Source organism: Enterococcus sp. DIV0774 (assembly GCF_050539095.1).
GTDB lineage: Bacteria > Bacillota > Bacilli > Lactobacillales > Enterococcaceae > Enterococcus > Enterococcus faecalis.
The window spans coordinates 743560-758797 of sequence record NZ_CP172923.1 but is presented as its reverse complement, the minus strand read 5'-3'; the positions used below and the strand labels follow the sequence as shown (position 1 = coordinate 758797).

Sequence of the window (15238 nt, the reverse complement as noted above, 5' to 3'; positions counted from 1 at the left end):
ATCCTCCTCGATACAACGTTCTGCTTGAAGCTCGTAAAGCGTTATTTCTTCGCTTTACGAGCTCCTTTGTTTTTCGTGTTTTTCTTTTTGTTTTTCTTCTTTTTGCGTGTTTCTTGTGGTTCTTTGACAACAGAATTTACTGTTTCTGGTTTTCTTTCTTTCGTACTCTTTTTTTCTGAATACGTATCTTTGGCTACGTTCTTTTTTTCTAGTTCATCTTTGGCTTTTGGCTGCTCATGAAGTGCACCATCATATAAAAAGATTTCCTGATAAGGAATGGCCAATTGTTTCATCAAACGTTGATAATCCCTTTTGGTGCCATCGTTGATAAATGTAATCACTGCCCCTTGTGCACCCATCCGGCCAACGCGACCAGAACGATGAATATAGCTCTCTTCGGTTAAAGGAACATCTACGTTTACGACGTAAGGGACCCCTGTGAAATCTAAGCCCCGTGCCGCAATATCCGTGGTTAATAACAACTTCACTCGTTCTGCTTTAAATTGATCGATCGCCAATTTACGCAACTGTTTACTTTGATCTGAAGCCAGACCAATAGCTGGCACATTCTCATAAACTAATTTTTCTTCTGCTGCACCTAAATCAGCAACTTGATTGAAAAAGACCATGCTTCTGAATGCTTCTGTATGGGCCAAACGACGTAAGTAATCAGCTTTTTTTCTTGGTGCTAACCGAATAAAGTAGTGGGCGACTTGACCTGCTGAAGTATCTTCTTCCGTCACATCAATCACCTGTAATTTTTGGCTTAAAGATTGCGCTTGATTCACGACACGATCAGCAGTCGCTGAATAAAAAACAAGTTGGTATTCGGTTGGTGTGTGTGTCAAAATTTGCTTGGTTAAACTTAGCTCTTCCTCTTGGAAAAGTTGATCAACTTCATCCATTACAATTGTTTTTACCAACTGAGCTTTGACTTTTTTATTCTTCATTAACTCTAAAATCCGACCTGGTGTTCCGATTAACACTTCGGGCCGTTTTTTTAACTTGTCAATCTGGCGTGAAACATTTGCCCCGCCGATTAACGTTTGAACCGTTAATTGAAGTGGCTTAGCCCAAGTCCGAGCAACTTCAGCAATTTGCATAGCTAATTCTTGAGACGGAGCAATAATCAACAATTGATTTCCCTGTCCTTTTTCAACAGTTAATAGTAAAGGCAGCATGTAAGCAAGTGTTTTTCCAGTTCCTGTCGGCGAAATTCCTAAAACATTTTCTCCTTCGCGAAGGGGCGTAAAACTTTTTTCTTGAATTGTTGATGGTTCATTAAAGCCAGAAGCTTGCCACTGTTCTTGCCAAGCCTCTGGAAGTTGTTCTAAAAATCTCATATTGTTCCTTTCCTATCGCTTAATTCTTATTTATCAGCATCAAAAATAATGCCGGCACTATGACGTAAATCAGTGACTACTTTATTGACATTTCGAGCAAGCTCAACCCATTCTTCATACTTGGTGCCCCAATACTTATCTGTTGGGTTATTTAAAACTGCTGCAAAATCACGGGCTTCTTCAATCATTGGATTATCGGCTACTTGAATATCTAAGACATCACGTTCTTCATGTGCGCGATCATGGTACTCAGCCGAAGAAATAGCATTGACACTATCTAAAATCAAGGTCCCGTTTTCAAAGTAAATTTCGGATGGCGCAAAAGAATCACTAATTTTCCCAGTGTTTAACGTCACGTCAAACTGATCATATCGTAAAATAATTGTTCCTAAGCCATCGACACCTGTCGCAATTTTACTAGCAAAATAATGGCTTTCGTTTGGTACACCAAACCAGCCCAAGGCTGCATAAACTAAATAAACGCCTAAATCTGCTAAGGCTCCCCCAGAAAAATGAGGAGAAAAAATATTTGGCTCTTTGCCTTCTAATACTTGATCATAGCGAGAAGAATATTTCATATACGTAAAATTCGCACCTAAAATTTGGTTTTTTAATGGCAATAATTCAGCAATTTTTTGGAAACTTTGCTCATGAATATTACGGGCTGCTTCAAAGAAATACACACGATTTTTATTCGCTAATTCAATAATTTCTGCCATCTCATCAGGTGTTGAAAAAGCTGGTTTTTCAACAATTACATTTTTTTTCGCTAAAATTGCTTGTTTCGCTTGTTCAAAATGTAATGAATTTGGTGAGGCAATATAAACCGTATCCATATGTGCAATACCAAAAAACGTCTCTAAATCAATTGCATATTCCACATCCCCATAGCGAGAACCAAATTCTTGTGCCGTTGCTAGTTTCCGAGAATAAACAGCCGTTAAATCGTACGCACCCGTTTCTAAAGCTGCTGCAACAAATTGATGACTAATCCAATTGGTACCAATTACGCCTAAATGTATCATAATCAAAAACCTCCATTTTTTGTTTATTTACTCTCTTTATAATAGTAATCTCTCGTACAAAAGTCACGTAATTACCCTGACTTAAAGCGCTAGGAGTTCTTCAAGTTATTTATTAGGATCATCAAATGCCTGTAATAAATCAAAGGTTACCTGTGACTTAAGTTCAATCGTTGCTGGTGTTACGTGGCAATTGTAAGCAAGGACTTGCACACCTTGATCAATTGCAGCACCCACATTTTCAGCAAAGGCAGGTTGCATCTCTTGGTGAATCGTTGCTTGCTTAATTTCTTCAAATTGGACCACAAACAAAATGTAACAGCGGTAACCCGCTTTAGTTGCAGCCATTAGTTCAGTGACATGCTTCAAGCCACGAAGTGTTGGCGCGTCAGGAAAAGCACCGATGCCTTTATTTTCTAAAGTCATGCCTTTCACTTCGACAAAAGCTTGTTCGTCCGCATCCGTTTCCACTAGAAAATCAAATTTTGAATGTGCAAATCGTTGCTCACGTTTAACAGTTTGGATCGTACCAACTAAACCAGGAAGCACAATTTGACCATTTTTTAGCGCTTCATTGACTAATGTATTCGGTACTTGACTATCAATATTAATCCAAAAAGAACCTTTTTTTACTGCAATCAAATCATAATCTGTTTTTCTTTTAGGCGATGGTTGATAACTAAGCGCCACAACAGCACCTGGTAAAAAAACTTCTTTCCCTCTGCCAGTATTTTTGACATGTGTGACCACTTCTTCATTCGTTTCCATTAAACGACAGTGTGCAATAAACCGATTGGGTCGTTCGATAAAATAAGCAAGTTGGACATTCGGGTACTTCATACACAGACTTCCTTTCTTACACACTATACCATAAAAAAACAAGGAAAAGTATAGACCAAAACCAACAATTTTACTATCTTGTGTCAATCATTAAATATTTGTCAATTCTCAGCGATTTAGTCGAATATTTTAGACAAGTTCTATATAATAAAGGTAACGAAGACGAATAAATGAAAATGAAGGTTAGGAGGAATTTCTTTGAAAAAACATTGGACTTTCTTGGTTGGTGCATCTTTACTTACTGGATTAGCAGGCTCTATCCTCTGGAAAAAAAATAAACAGCTCCCTTCCCCACAGGAGCTTCAACACAACTATACTGGGCATTGGTGGTTTGTGGACGTGAAGAAAGCCACGCAACACACCTTAGAAATCACCTCATCTTTCAATGTTTTCATTGATGGCAAACAAACGCATGCCTTGCTTGTTGAATTAACCCCTAAACGCTTAGTTATCTTAGACAAGTTAGGTTACCATTTAATCATTCAATGTGAAAATGGTGTCCCTGCGACGCTTTACGATGAAGCCGACGACGAAACCTACACACTAGAACGGGCCATTTACAATTAATAAATCACCCACGACACATAAAACGAAGTATGTGCGGTGGGTGATTTATTTTTTACATCCCTTGCAAAAGCATTCAGAAAGTTTTCTTACAACTTGAATATTATTAAATAGTCAAATGCGCCTTTTTCTGATAAACTTAGGATGATGTTTTTTTGAAAGGATGAGCCCCTATGACACCAAATCGCGAAGACTATTTAAAATTAATTTTTGAATTAGGTGGCGACGAAGTTAAAGTGAATAATAAACAAATTGTTTCTGGACTCGATGTTTCGGCAGCTTCGGTTAGTGAGATGATTTCAAAGTTAGTAAAAGAAGATTTGGTTGAGCATTCTCCTTATCAAGGGGTACAATTAACTGAAAAAGGCTTAAAAAAAGCGAGTACGTTAATTCGCAAACACCGAATCTGGGAAGTCTTTTTAGTAGAGCACTTAAATTACACTTGGAATGATGTGCACGAAGAGGCAGAAGTTTTAGAACATGTTACTTCACAGACGCTTGTGAACCGTTTAGCGGATTATTTAAATCATCCAGAATTTTGTCCACACGGTGGTGTTATTCCCGAAGATAATCAACCCATTCATGAGGAGAAACGCCAAACGTTAACAGACTACCCTGTTGGCACAAAAATTCGGATTGCACGTGTCTTAGACGAAAAAGAATTACTGGATTATTTAGTTTCCATTGATTTAAATATTCAAGAAGAATATACGATTAAAGAAATTGCTGCATATGAAGGACCGATCACCATTTATAATGAAAACAAAGAGCTATCCGTCAGCTTTAAAGCAGCAAACACAATTTTTGTTGAGCCGTTGATTAGAGAAAGTGAGGAAAACTAATGAATGAAAAAGTAGCATTATTTACTATTTTCGGGGGGACAGGTGATCTTGCCAAACGCAAATTGTATCCTTCCCTGTTCCGCTTATATAAAAAAGGATTATTAGCTGAGCGTTTTGCGGTGATTGGTACCGCACGTCGGGAATGGACAGACGAATACTATCGTGAAATCGTTCGTGAAACCATTCAAGACTTAAATCCTACGGCCGAAGAGGCAATTGAATTTTCTAGTCATTTCTATTACCAATCACATAATGTGAATGATACGGAACATTATAATACCTTAAAAGAATTATCTGATCGCCTAAATGAACAATACCACTTAGAAGGCAATCATGTTTACTATTTAGCTATGGCCCCTCAATTCTTTGGAACCATTGTTAATCACTTGAAATCACAACATATTATTTCGGAAGAAGGCTTTGATCGTCTAATTATCGAAAAGCCATTTGGTTCTGATTATGAATCTGCCTACGAATTAAATGAAGAAATTCGTGCTGCATTTCCTGAACAAGATATTTTCCGAATTGACCATTACTTAGGCAAAGAAATGATCCAAAATATTTCAGCCATTCGTTTTGCCAATAATATTTTTGAATCACAATGGAACAATCGTTACATTGATAATGTCCAAATCACCTTCGCTGAAAGCTTAAGTGTCGAGGATCGTGGCGGCTATTACGACCACAGTGGCGCACTAAAAGATATGGTTCAAAATCATATTTTACAAGTCGTTGCATTGCTTTCGATGGAGCCTCCTGTTGCCTTTTCTGAAAAAGAAATTCGGACTGAAAAAGTAAAAGCTTTACGTGCCATCCGCCTTTATTCTGAAGAAGAAGCCCTTCAAAATTTCGTGCGTGGCCAATACGGCGAAGGTCAGCTAGCTGATCAAACATTTGCAGCCTATCGTGATGAACCGAATGTGGCAGAAACTTCATCCACTGAAACTTTTGTTGCTGGTAAATTTTTAATTGATAATTTCCGTTGGTCTGGCGTCCCTTTCTATGTTCGCACAGGTAAACGATTAACTGAAAAAGGTACACGCATTAACATCGTCTTTAAACAAGTACCTATTAATGTCTTTAAAGATGATACGTGTGAAGAATGCGATAAAACCGATTTACCACCGAATGTTTTAACTATCTATATCCAACCAACTGAAGGATTTTCATTAACCTTAAATGGAAAAGAAATCGGTCAAGGGTTCAATACAACTCCAGTGAAACTTGATTTCCGTCAAAGTGCTGAAATGACTGAAAATAGTCCAGAAGCATACGAAAAACTTCTATTAGACTGCCTAAATGGCGATAGTACAAACTTCTCTCATTGGGACGAAGTTGCCCAATCTTGGCGCATTGTTGACATTATTCGACATGCTTGGGATAAAACAGACGTTTCTTTCCCTAATTATGCCGCTGGCACAATGGGTCCGCAAGCTGCCTTCGACTTATTAGAAAAAGATGGCTTTACTTGGGAATGGCAACCAGATAACTGGTACCGTGACCGCGGTCAACTTGATCAATAAATAAGCCAAAAAAGATCCGCTAGTTAACGACTAGTAGATCTTTTTTTAGTGTAAATAAGTGAGCAATATAACCATTAGATTCCAAGTAAAATGAGCACTAATGGAATACCAAATATTTTGATAATAGCCATATAAGACACCATATAAAATCCCTGCACTAAAATAAGGTAATAACAAAATAAGTTGACCATCGATTCCATTGACTTCTGCATGCATATATGCAAAGACAAAACTACTGATGACAATCATAAGATACTTAAGAAAACCTTTTTTTGGCGGAATCAAACAATATCTATAGACTAGTTCTTCTATGATTGGTGCAAAGATAAGTACTTCAAAAGCCCTAGAAAACGAAGGAATCCATTCATCAAAACAGATTTTGGATAATGAATGATTCAATGTACTATTTAAGCCAAGATAAATCATGCCCTCACCAATTAGGTAAACAATAATCAAACAAAACAATCTTTTTTTATTAATTAGTCGTAGCTGATTTAAGAGTTCTCTATAAAAAAAGAATCCAGCTACCAACAAGTAAACACAACTTTGATATACTTGGTATTGATTATCTACTAAGTAAAAGAATGGAGTCCCTAATCTTGGTAGAATAAAACTAAAATAACTGAAGAAAAAAAGATAACTGATTTTTTTATATTTTAGTTGCATAGTTAAATTAAATAGCTACATATGAAATGTAAGATGTATTAGCTACTGCTGTTCTAGTGGCTACATATCGATTATCGACCTTTCTATAAACATTATACCTCACTGTAATTCTTGCATATTGTCTATATTTTCTAAACTTGCCACTAGCCGAATAAGTAGCTTCTGCTTTAACACTCACAGGACCTACAGGAACAGTTGCACTAAGCGTTATTCCCCGTTTATGAGTTTCAGTGCCAAGATAAGTTCTAGTACCTCTTACAATACTCCAACTTGTTGCTTGAGACCATGTTCTGGCTAACGAGGGTACTTCATTCCCGCTGTCAAAAACATAATAATACTCATCATCTTCTATCTCAAATTCAGAATTTACTTGAACATTTCCATCACTATTAATAGATTCCTCCGCTGCATGTACATTTTGACTCGACAATACTCCAACAAAACCAAACATAACAATCCCAAAAACTAATTTTTTCAAAATAATCACACTCCTTTTTAGGTTACCTAATTATAATTTAGAAGCGAAACATTGTCAAGAATATTTAGAATATTCTGATTTTAAAACTGCATAAAAAATGAACGTGGGACAAAAATCACTTTGGATTTTTGCTCCACGCTCAAAAACTTATAAACGGCGGGAACAGAAGCAACTCCTTCGGAAATAAGCCGAAATTCTCCAAAAATTAAAGAACAATTTTCGGAAGTTTCTTCTTATTTCTCGGAGTTAAACACTTCTGTCCCGACCTCATAAAAAGTCTAACTTTTTGGGGTCACTACATAACATGTACCACTCTTTTTTTCTTGTTTATTCGAATCCTTCAGCAACCGCTTCTGGATAATTTTCTTCAACAATGTGTGCACAACGGCCACAAAGTGTTGGTAATTTTTCATCTGAGCCGACATCTTGACGAACGGAACGACAACGGTCACACGTTTCGCCTTCTGCTTTTTCAACTAAAATAGCCATGTCTTCAAATTGAACAGCTTCACTAGGTGCTACTTCTTTTGATACTTCAAAGTCGGAAACAATTAGTAATTGAGCAATATCTGCATCAACAGCTGTCATTAATTGACGAATTTGTTCATTTGGATAAACGGTCACTTTGGCTTCTAACGATTTACCGATTAATTTAGAATGACGAGCTTCTTCCAACGCTTTTAAGACATTGTCACGGAAATCCATAAAGGCTGCCCATGTATCCATCAATTCTTCTTCATTAGTAAACGTTTCGTAACCTGGGAATTCAGCTAATTGCACATACTCTTCTTCTTCTTGTAAGAAACTCCAAATTTCTTCCGCTGTATGTGGAATAATTGGTGTCAATAATTTTGTTAATGAAACCAATGTTTGATAGAAAACAGTCTGCATACAACGACGTTGATAATCGTTTTCAGCTTCAATATAAACGACATCTTTCGCAAAGTCTAAATAGAAAGAAGATAAATCTACAGTTAAGAAGTTCATAACTGTCCGATAAATATGCATGAAATTATATTTTTCATAACCATTTTCACGGATTTCTTGAATGACTTGATTTAAACGAACCGTCATGTATTTATCTACAGAACGTAAATCAGCATAAGCTACAGTATGCTCAGCTGGATTAAAATCACTCGTATTCGCTAACAAGAAACGCATAGTATTACGGATTTTCCGGTACACTTCAGATACTTGGTTTAAGATATCCATTGAGACACGCACATCGGCTTCCGCGTCAACACTACTTACCCACAAGCGTAAGATATCTGCCCCCATTTGATTGATAACTTTTTCAGGTAAGATAGTATTGCCTAACGATTTACTCATCTTACGGCCTTCGCCATCGAGAACCATCCCTTGAGAAATGATTGATTTATAAGGCGCTACCCCATTGATAGCAACACTTGTTGTAATACTTGAGTTAAACCAACCACGATATTGGTCAGAACCTTCTAAATACATATCTGCTGGGAAAGTTAACTCTTCTCTTTCTCGTAAAACTCCTTCATGTGAAGAACCTGAGTCAAACCAAACGTCCATGATATCTGTTTCTTTGGTAAACTCGCCATTTGGTGAACCTGGATGTGTAAAGCCTGCTGGTAGTAACTCTTTTGCTTCACGCATAAACCAGATATTTGATCCATGTTCTGCAAATAAATTCGCTACATGTTCAATTGTTTCTGGCGTAATGATGGCTTCTCCATTTTCAGCATAGAAGATCGGTAATGGTACACCCCACGCTCTTTGGCGAGAGATTACCCAATCACCACGGTCACGAATCATATTATATAAACGTGTTTTTCCCCAAGGAATTAGCCAGTCAACTTTCTCAACTTCATCTAAAATATCTTGACGGAATTTAGAGATTGAAGCAAACCATTGTGGCGTTGCACGGTAGATAACTGGTTTTTTGGTACGCCAATCATGTGGATAACTATGCGTAAAGAAATCTAATTTTAATAACGCGCCTTTTTCTTCTAATAACTCAGTAATCATTGGATTCGCTTTGTCATAGAAAATTCCTTCAAAACCAGGTGCTTCATCTGTAAAGACCCCACGACTGTCAACAGGAGAAATAACAGGCAAATCATATTTACGGCTAACGATATAGTCATCTTCACCATGCCCTGGTGCGGTATGAACTAAGCCAGTCCCAGCATCTAGCGTCACGTGGTCGCCTAGCATAACAAGTGATGTTCGATCATAGAATGGATGTTGAGCTGTCATACGATCTAATTTTTCACCAGAAAATTCTCGCAAGACTTCTACTTCTTCCCAACCAACCGCTTCTTTAACTGTTGCTAATAAATCTTTAGCAATTACAAATTTACGACCGTCTGCCTTCACTTCAACATACGTAAAATCAGGATTAACTGAAATACCTAAGTTGGCTGGTAATGTCCAAGGGGTTGTCGTCCAGATGACGAAGGCTGTCTCGTTATCTAAAAGACCTTTACCATCGGCCACATTAAAAGCTACGTAAATAGAAGGTGATTTTACATCTTTGTATTCAATTTCTGCTTCTGCTAAAGAAGATTCACTTGAAGGAGACCAATAAATTGGTTTTAAGCCTTTATAAATATAGCCTTTTTCTGCCATCTTACCAAAAACACGAATTTCTGCTGCTTCATACTCTGGATCTAACGTAATGTATGGATGTTCCCAATCGCCTGACACACCTAAACGTTTAAAATCGTTACGTTGTTTATCGACTTGTGATAAGGCATACTCTTTACATTTTTCGCGATACTCAGCGACAGTCATTTCTTTACGTTTAACCCCTTTATTGGTTAACACTTGCTCAATTGGTAAACCATGGGTATCCCAACCAGGCACATAAGGAGAACGGAAACCAGACATTGATTTTGAACGAATAATAATATCTTTACTGATTTTATTCAAAGAATGTCCTAAATGAATATTTCCGTTTGCATACGGAGGGCCATCATGTAAAACAAAGGTTGGTTTTCCTTCGTTTAATTTTTGACGTTGTTCATATAAGCCTTTTTCTTCCCAGTCTTTTTGCCATTCTGCTTCACGGTTTGGCAAGTTCCCACGCATTGGAAAAGCTGTTTTTCCTAATTGCAATGTTTCTTTCATTTTCATATGCATTTGCCTCGCTTTCATTTTATCGATTTAATTGTGTTAGTTCATACTAAAGATGAACGATAGCTGATAAAAGTAGATAAAAAAAGAGTACTCCATCCCAAGGGACGAAGTACTCGTGTTACCACCCAAATTCAAAGTAGAGTTGCCCCTACTTTCTCTGAAATTGATAACGGTAATTATCCGGCAGTTCCTACTCAAGTGTTCAGAACTACATCTAGGATAGAGGATCTGTTTAATGCCAGTGTCTGTCAAACTTTCACTATCATTGACTCGCTGCTAAGAATAAACATTAAACGTTCTGTTCTATCTATTTTGATTCTTCTTCAATTGTTTCTTCAGTGACTTCAATTACAGGCTTTTTTTCTACTACAGCATCTGTGTTCTCTTCAGAGTTTACAACAGTTTCATTTTCGTTGTCAAGGTCTTGTTCATCAAGAATTTCCTTAACTGCTGTATGTTTGTCTCCGACATAACTAGAAAAAGGCTTTAAAATCTCTTCCCACTCTTCACTCTTTACTTGCTCTAATTGAGTTTCAAGCATTAAGCTTAAGCGTTGATGGAAGACACGTGTTTTCTTCTTCAAGTCTTCTGTTTCCCCAGCTAATTGACGGGCACGTTCAATTGCTTCTGCTAAGATTTGTGTTGATTTCGCTTCAGCATCTGCAATCATTGCATTTGATTTACGTTCAGCTTCTACCAAGGTTTCTTTGGCTTGGTTATCTGCCGAAGTGATAATCATTTCTGATTCTTTATTGGCACTTGATTTCACTTTATCAGCGGTATCTTGTGCAACAATAATTGATTGGTTCAATGCATCTTTCAATTCATTGAAGTATTGTAATTTTTCTTCTGCGTGTTTTAATGATTTCTCAAGTTCACGATTTTTTTGTAATGCATCTTCATAATCACGTGTGACTTGATCTAAAAAGTCATCTACATCGTCTTGGTTATAGCCTCTCATTTTTGTTGAGAAGTCTTTGTTTTGAATATCTAATGGAGTTAATGCCATATTCCTTCACCTCTTTGGATTATTTTTGTAAAACCCCTTATGAACACATTCTCATACTAATCCTGAAATAGCAAATATCTTACTTTTTTTATTATACACAACTTCGTCTGAATGAACAGCCAAAATGGTTTTCTTAAACAAAAGTTCGAGATTATTTTCTCAATACCCCTAAGAGGACACGAAATTTTTCTTTCTTTGTTTTTCCTTCTAATTCTTGAATCTGAAGGCGCCCAAATCCTCGTATCGAAACAATATCTAATAAGTCTAAAGCAAAATCTGGTCGTGTCGTTTCTGTCCAATTGACTTTTACTTTACCAGATTCGATCAATTGTTTTGATCGTTGCCTTGAAATATTAAATACGGCGGAAATCACACTATCCAGCCGCAAAGAGCTCATAGTCGTTCGCTCTTCTTGCCAACCATCCTTCGGTATCAAAATTTGTGTATAATCACGCTCTTCTAAACGAACAGTAATTTTACCAATTTTGTCGACTTGGTTAACAACGAAGCCAGCTACTTCTTGTGCTATAAAAACCTGCCACTTATCACCATCGGAAATAATATCTCCAAAGGCTTCCCTACGAACCCCAACATTCATCAAGGTGCCTAAAATTTTCCCATGAGATAATGTCGCAAATTTAGATGGATAAATAATTTCAAATAATACAACACCAAAATCTGTCTCTTCTGGTATGTAATACGCTGGATAAATCAAGCAGCGTTTTCGTTCTGCTTGCTCATAACCACCATAAAAAGTAAACGATAAATCACTGTTTTGTCGAATCAACGTTTCCAAAATATACGCCTGTCTAGGATCAAGAAAGTCTGTCAAATAAGGCGCGTATTGCATCTCCACTTGCTCTAGCCAATCCCCGACAGTGTCAATAAAAGGATGTTCATCTTTGCGGAAATGTTGATACACATTTGCGTTCATAGATAAATCATCCTTTCTAAAAGTTATTAATAAACAATAGCTCGTAAAATGACTGCTAAGCCACCCGCTGCTAGGTTAAGGACAATAATCCCTACCATTACGTTAAATCCAACCATTCCAATCCTTAAATTCAAACGGTCAAACAAACTTAAGTATGGTTCACAAATTCTAGAGAGCAAACGCCCGAAAGCAGAATCATATGCTCCTGGAAACCATGAAAGTAGCGCGTAAATCACTAGTAATCCTGAATAGATTTGAACGCCTTTGTATATTAGAGTAATCAGTGTTGCGATAATAACACCTCCCTAAGGCTTAGAAATCAAAGAATTGTTTGTTGGCTAAAGATTGTGCTGTCGCACTATCAATTTCCATATTCGCTGGTGTGCATAAGAAGATTTCATTGCCAACGCGCTGAATATCTCCGTCTAAAGCATACACAGTACCAGTTAAGAAATCAACGATGCGTCGTGCTTGGTCTTCTTCTACTAATGTAAAATTAACTAGCACAGCTTCTTCAGCAAATAAATGTTTCGCAATGCTCATTGCTTCTGAATACACACGTGGTTCAATAATAGTAATTTTATGTGTTTTTGCATTGGCGGTGCTTTCTTGTGCTCGTCTTGTGTTCGTAGTCGCTGATTGATTAGAACTACGCATAGAAACCACTTTTTTCTCTGTGTAAGCAGCTTGTTGTGTGTCTCTTTCTTGATGCGCTTCAGCAGAACGATAGCGTGCAGAAGGTTTTTCAACTACAGGCTCACTTTGTTGTGTATAAGCTGGCTGATTGTAACTTTCCTGTTGTTGAACAGGGCGTTGTGGTTTAGGCCGAGCTGCACGACGCGGTGGTTCATTAACTGCTTTGCGCTCTTCATATTCTTCGTAGTTATCATAATAATCATCTTCTTCGCCAGATAAGCCAAAAAAGCTCGATAACGCATCCTTGTTAAAAATTGACATAAATTCCTCTCCTTTACGCATCTCTGAATAACGCTGTTCCGATTCGTATAAAAGTTGCACCTTCTTCAACTGCGATTGGGAAATCGTTACTCATTCCCATGCTAAGTTCTGTACAAGGAGCAAAAGATAAATGTTTCTCATTTACGGTCATTTGCAGCTCTTTTAATTCTCTAAATGTTGCATGTAATACTTCTTCACTTGCCCCAAAAGGTGCCATAGTCATTAGACCGACGATTTGAATTTTGTCCAAATCAGCAAGTTCTTGAATGAAAGGTAAGACGTCTTCTTTACGAAAGCCGTGCTTGCTTTCTTCCCCAGTTATATTCACTTCAACAAAACAACGAATAACTTTCGTTGCTCTTTTTTGAATTTCTTTGGCTAGACTCAGACTATCTAATGCATGAAAATAATCTATCTCATTAATAATTAATTTTACCTTCCTACGTTGTAAATTACCAATTAAATGCCACTGAATATCATTAAATTTTTCCAATCCAGCTTTCTTTTCTAGTAACTTATCTACTCGGTTTTCAGCTAAATTCTGGACACCAAGCTGAACAAGCTCTGCTGCTTCCTCAATTCCTACTGATTTAGTGACGCCAATCATTGTCACATCAGCAACAGAGCGCTGTGAGCTTTTGCATGCTAGCTGAAGTTGATTATTAATATTTGTTAAGTTTTCAGCTATCATTTCTAATCGATGCTCCTTATCGTTTTCTGCGGAAAAATGGTGGCGTACTTAATTCGTCATCATTGTGATTTGGTTCTTCACGGTGGAATGTGTCAAATTCTTTTTTGTCTACTTGTTCTAATGAAGATTCATCAACTTTTGGACGTGTATTTTGTTCTCTGCGAATATCCCAATCGCCAAAAGCACTTGCTTCTTCTTGTGATTTTGGTTGATCCATTTCCACAGATTGAGTTGTTTGTTGCATTGGTTGAACCGCTTGTCTTGTTTGACGGTGCGGTTTTCTATCCTTTTTTGATTCATCAATACCTGTAGCGATTACTGTTACACGAATTTCGTCGCCTAAATCTTCATTGATTGATGTACCTAGGATGATGTTCACATCACCTGAAGCAGCATTTGTAACGATATCTGAAGCATCTTGCGCTTCAAACAAGGTCATATCTAAGCCACCAGTAATGTTTAATAAGACTTGTTCCGCACCATCGATTGATGTTTCTAACAATGGTGAAGAAATAGCTTTTTTCGTTGCTTCAATTACGCGTTCTTCGCCGCTCGCTACACCAATCCCCATTAAAGCTGTTCCTTGGTTTTCCATCACTGTTTTCACGTCAGCAAAGTCCAAGTTTACGTAACCTGGTGCAGTGATTAAATCTGAAATCCCTTGAACACCTTGACGTAATACATTATCAGCTTCTCTAAATGCTTCAAGCATTGGCGTTTTCTTGTCAACGACTTCTAATAAGCGGTTGTTTGAGATAATTAATAGTGTATCAACGTTTTCTTTTAATAAGGCAATTCCTTCAGCGGCAAAACGACCACGTTTTGGACCTTCAAAACTAAATGGACGAGTTACTACACCAACTGTTAAAGCGCCTAATTCTTTAGCGATTTTTGCAACTACTGGGGCAGCACCTGTACCAGTTCCGCCACCCATACCAGCAGTAATGAAAATCATATCCGCGCCTTGTAATGATTCTGAAATCACTTGTTCACTTTCTTCTGCAGCTTTTTGGCCAACTTCAGGTTGTGAACCAGCACCTAAACCACGAGTGTATTTAGGGCCTAATTGAATCACTGTTTCTGCTTTTGAATGTTTTAATGCTTGAACGTCTGTATTGGCTGTGATAAATTCCACGCCTTTAACGTTTTCTTCGATCATACGGTTTACAGCGTTTCCGCCGCCGCCACCTACACCGATAACTTTAATGACTGCACCGTTGTTAATGTTATTGTCTAATGAAAATTCCATGATATCGTA

15 protein-coding genes are annotated in these 15238 nt (G+C 37.5%); 3 read left to right on the top strand and 12 right to left on the bottom strand.

Annotated features, from left to right (window positions below; genetic code table 11):
• Positions 1-41 precede the first annotated feature (41 nt).
• From IGL86_RS03755 to sfsA, 3 genes are all read right to left on the bottom strand, one after another.
• Positions 42-1343: a DEAD/DEAH box helicase gene (locus IGL86_RS03755; RefSeq protein WP_002413956.1), complete on the bottom strand. Its 1302-nt coding sequence runs from the start codon at positions 1341-1343 to the stop codon at positions 42-44.
• A gap of 26 nt (positions 1344-1369) precedes the next feature.
• Positions 1370-2368 (bottom strand): Gfo/Idh/MocA family protein, encoded by a 999-nt coding sequence (locus tag IGL86_RS03750; RefSeq protein WP_002355910.1) that lies wholly within the window; start codon positions 2366-2368, stop codon positions 1370-1372.
• Between the two features lie 105 nt (positions 2369-2473).
• Positions 2474-3205: a DNA/RNA nuclease SfsA gene (gene sfsA / locus IGL86_RS03745; RefSeq protein WP_002361411.1), complete on the bottom strand. Its 732-nt coding sequence runs from the start codon at positions 3203-3205 to the stop codon at positions 2474-2476.
• A gap of 198 nt (positions 3206-3403) precedes the next feature.
• On the opposite strand from sfsA, the gene IGL86_RS03740 reads away from it, so the two are divergent.
• From IGL86_RS03740 to zwf, 3 genes are all read left to right on the top strand, one after another.
• Entirely contained in the window at positions 3404-3772 is a 369-nt protein-coding gene (locus tag IGL86_RS03740) for a DUF4828 domain-containing protein (RefSeq protein WP_002355908.1), read from the top strand.
• A gap of 170 nt (positions 3773-3942) precedes the next feature.
• On the top strand, positions 3943-4611 hold the full coding sequence (locus tag IGL86_RS03735) for a metal-dependent transcriptional regulator (RefSeq protein ID WP_002358896.1): 669 nt from the start codon (positions 3943-3945) through the stop codon (positions 4609-4611).
• A complete protein-coding gene (zwf, locus tag IGL86_RS03730) occupies positions 4611-6134 on the top strand; it encodes a glucose-6-phosphate dehydrogenase (protein ID WP_033625352.1) in 1524 nt (507 codons plus the stop codon). The genes IGL86_RS03735 and zwf overlap by 1 nt, the downstream gene beginning before the upstream one ends.
• Positions 6135-6179: 45 nt before the next feature.
• Here the strand turns inward: zwf and IGL86_RS03725 are convergent, their stop codons facing one another.
• The 9 genes from IGL86_RS03725 to ftsZ form a co-directional block, all read right to left on the bottom strand.
• Positions 6180-6590, bottom strand: coding sequence for a CPBP family intramembrane glutamic endopeptidase (locus IGL86_RS03725; protein WP_224800302.1), 411 nt, complete (start codon positions 6588-6590; stop codon positions 6180-6182).
• 217 nt (positions 6591-6807) lie between these two features.
• Positions 6808-7287: an LMxysn_1693 family intestinal colonization protein gene (locus tag IGL86_RS03720; protein ID WP_025192108.1), complete on the bottom strand. Its 480-nt coding sequence runs from the start codon at positions 7285-7287 to the stop codon at positions 6808-6810.
• A gap of 318 nt (positions 7288-7605) precedes the next feature.
• A complete protein-coding gene (gene ileS, locus IGL86_RS03715) occupies positions 7606-10386 on the bottom strand; it encodes an isoleucine--tRNA ligase (RefSeq protein WP_002387984.1) in 2781 nt (926 codons plus the stop codon).
• A 310-nt stretch (positions 10387-10696) separates the two neighbouring features.
• The gene (gene divIVA / locus IGL86_RS03710) at positions 10697-11398 is read right to left on the bottom strand and encodes a cell division protein DivIVA (protein ID WP_002355904.1); all 702 of its coding nucleotides are present in this window, start codon (positions 11396-11398) and stop codon (positions 10697-10699) included.
• Positions 11399-11549: 151 nt separating this feature from the next.
• Positions 11550-12332, bottom strand: a complete 783-nt coding sequence (locus tag IGL86_RS03705; protein WP_002355903.1) for an RNA-binding protein — start codon at positions 12330-12332, stop codon at positions 11550-11552.
• A 26-nt stretch (positions 12333-12358) separates the two neighbouring features.
• A complete protein-coding gene (locus IGL86_RS03700) occupies positions 12359-12616 on the bottom strand; it encodes a YggT family protein (protein WP_193363166.1) in 258 nt (85 codons plus the stop codon).
• A gap of 28 nt (positions 12617-12644) precedes the next feature.
• On the bottom strand, positions 12645-13289 hold the full coding sequence (locus IGL86_RS03695; protein ID WP_002358891.1) for a cell division protein SepF: 645 nt from the start codon (positions 13287-13289) through the stop codon (positions 12645-12647).
• A gap of 13 nt (positions 13290-13302) precedes the next feature.
• Complete coding sequence (locus tag IGL86_RS03690; RefSeq protein ID WP_002358890.1) at positions 13303-13980, bottom strand: YggS family pyridoxal phosphate-dependent enzyme; 678 nt, start codon at positions 13978-13980, stop codon at positions 13303-13305.
• A 16-nt stretch (positions 13981-13996) separates the two neighbouring features.
• Entirely contained in the window at positions 13997-15229 is a 1233-nt protein-coding gene (gene ftsZ, locus IGL86_RS03685) for a cell division protein FtsZ (protein ID WP_002355899.1), read from the bottom strand.
• Between the last annotated feature and the right edge of the window lie 9 nt (positions 15230-15238).

Excerpts from the sequence above, each read along its gene's own strand:
- IGL86_RS03755 (WP_002413956.1), bottom strand. The coding sequence starts at position 1,343 with ATGAGATTTTTAGAACAACTTCCAGAGGCTTGGCAAGAACAGTGGCAA.
- IGL86_RS03750 (WP_002355910.1), bottom strand. The coding sequence starts at position 2,368 with ATGATACATTTAGGCGTAATTGGTACCAATTGGATTAGTCATCAATTT.
- sfsA (WP_002361411.1), bottom strand. The coding sequence starts at position 3,205 with ATGAAGTACCCGAATGTCCAACTTGCTTATTTTATCGAACGACCCAAT.
- IGL86_RS03735 (WP_002358896.1), top strand. The coding sequence starts at position 3,943 with ATGACACCAAATCGCGAAGACTATTTAAAATTAATTTTTGAATTAGGT.
- zwf (WP_033625352.1), top strand. The coding sequence starts at position 4,611 with ATGAATGAAAAAGTAGCATTATTTACTATTTTCGGGGGGACAGGTGAT.
- ileS (WP_002387984.1), bottom strand. The coding sequence starts at position 10,386 with ATGAAAATGAAAGAAACATTGCAATTAGGAAAAACAGCTTTTCCAATG.
- divIVA (WP_002355904.1), bottom strand. The coding sequence starts at position 11,398 with ATGGCATTAACTCCATTAGATATTCAAAACAAAGACTTCTCAACAAAA.
- IGL86_RS03705 (WP_002355903.1), bottom strand. The coding sequence starts at position 12,332 with ATGAACGCAAATGTGTATCAACATTTCCGCAAAGATGAACATCCTTTT.
- IGL86_RS03695 (WP_002358891.1), bottom strand. The coding sequence starts at position 13,289 with ATGTCAATTTTTAACAAGGATGCGTTATCGAGCTTTTTTGGCTTATCT.
- IGL86_RS03690 (WP_002358890.1), bottom strand. The coding sequence starts at position 13,980 with ATGATAGCTGAAAACTTAACAAATATTAATAATCAACTTCAGCTAGCA.
- ftsZ (WP_002355899.1), bottom strand. The coding sequence starts at position 15,229 with ATGGAATTTTCATTAGACAATAACATTAACAACGGTGCAGTCATTAAA.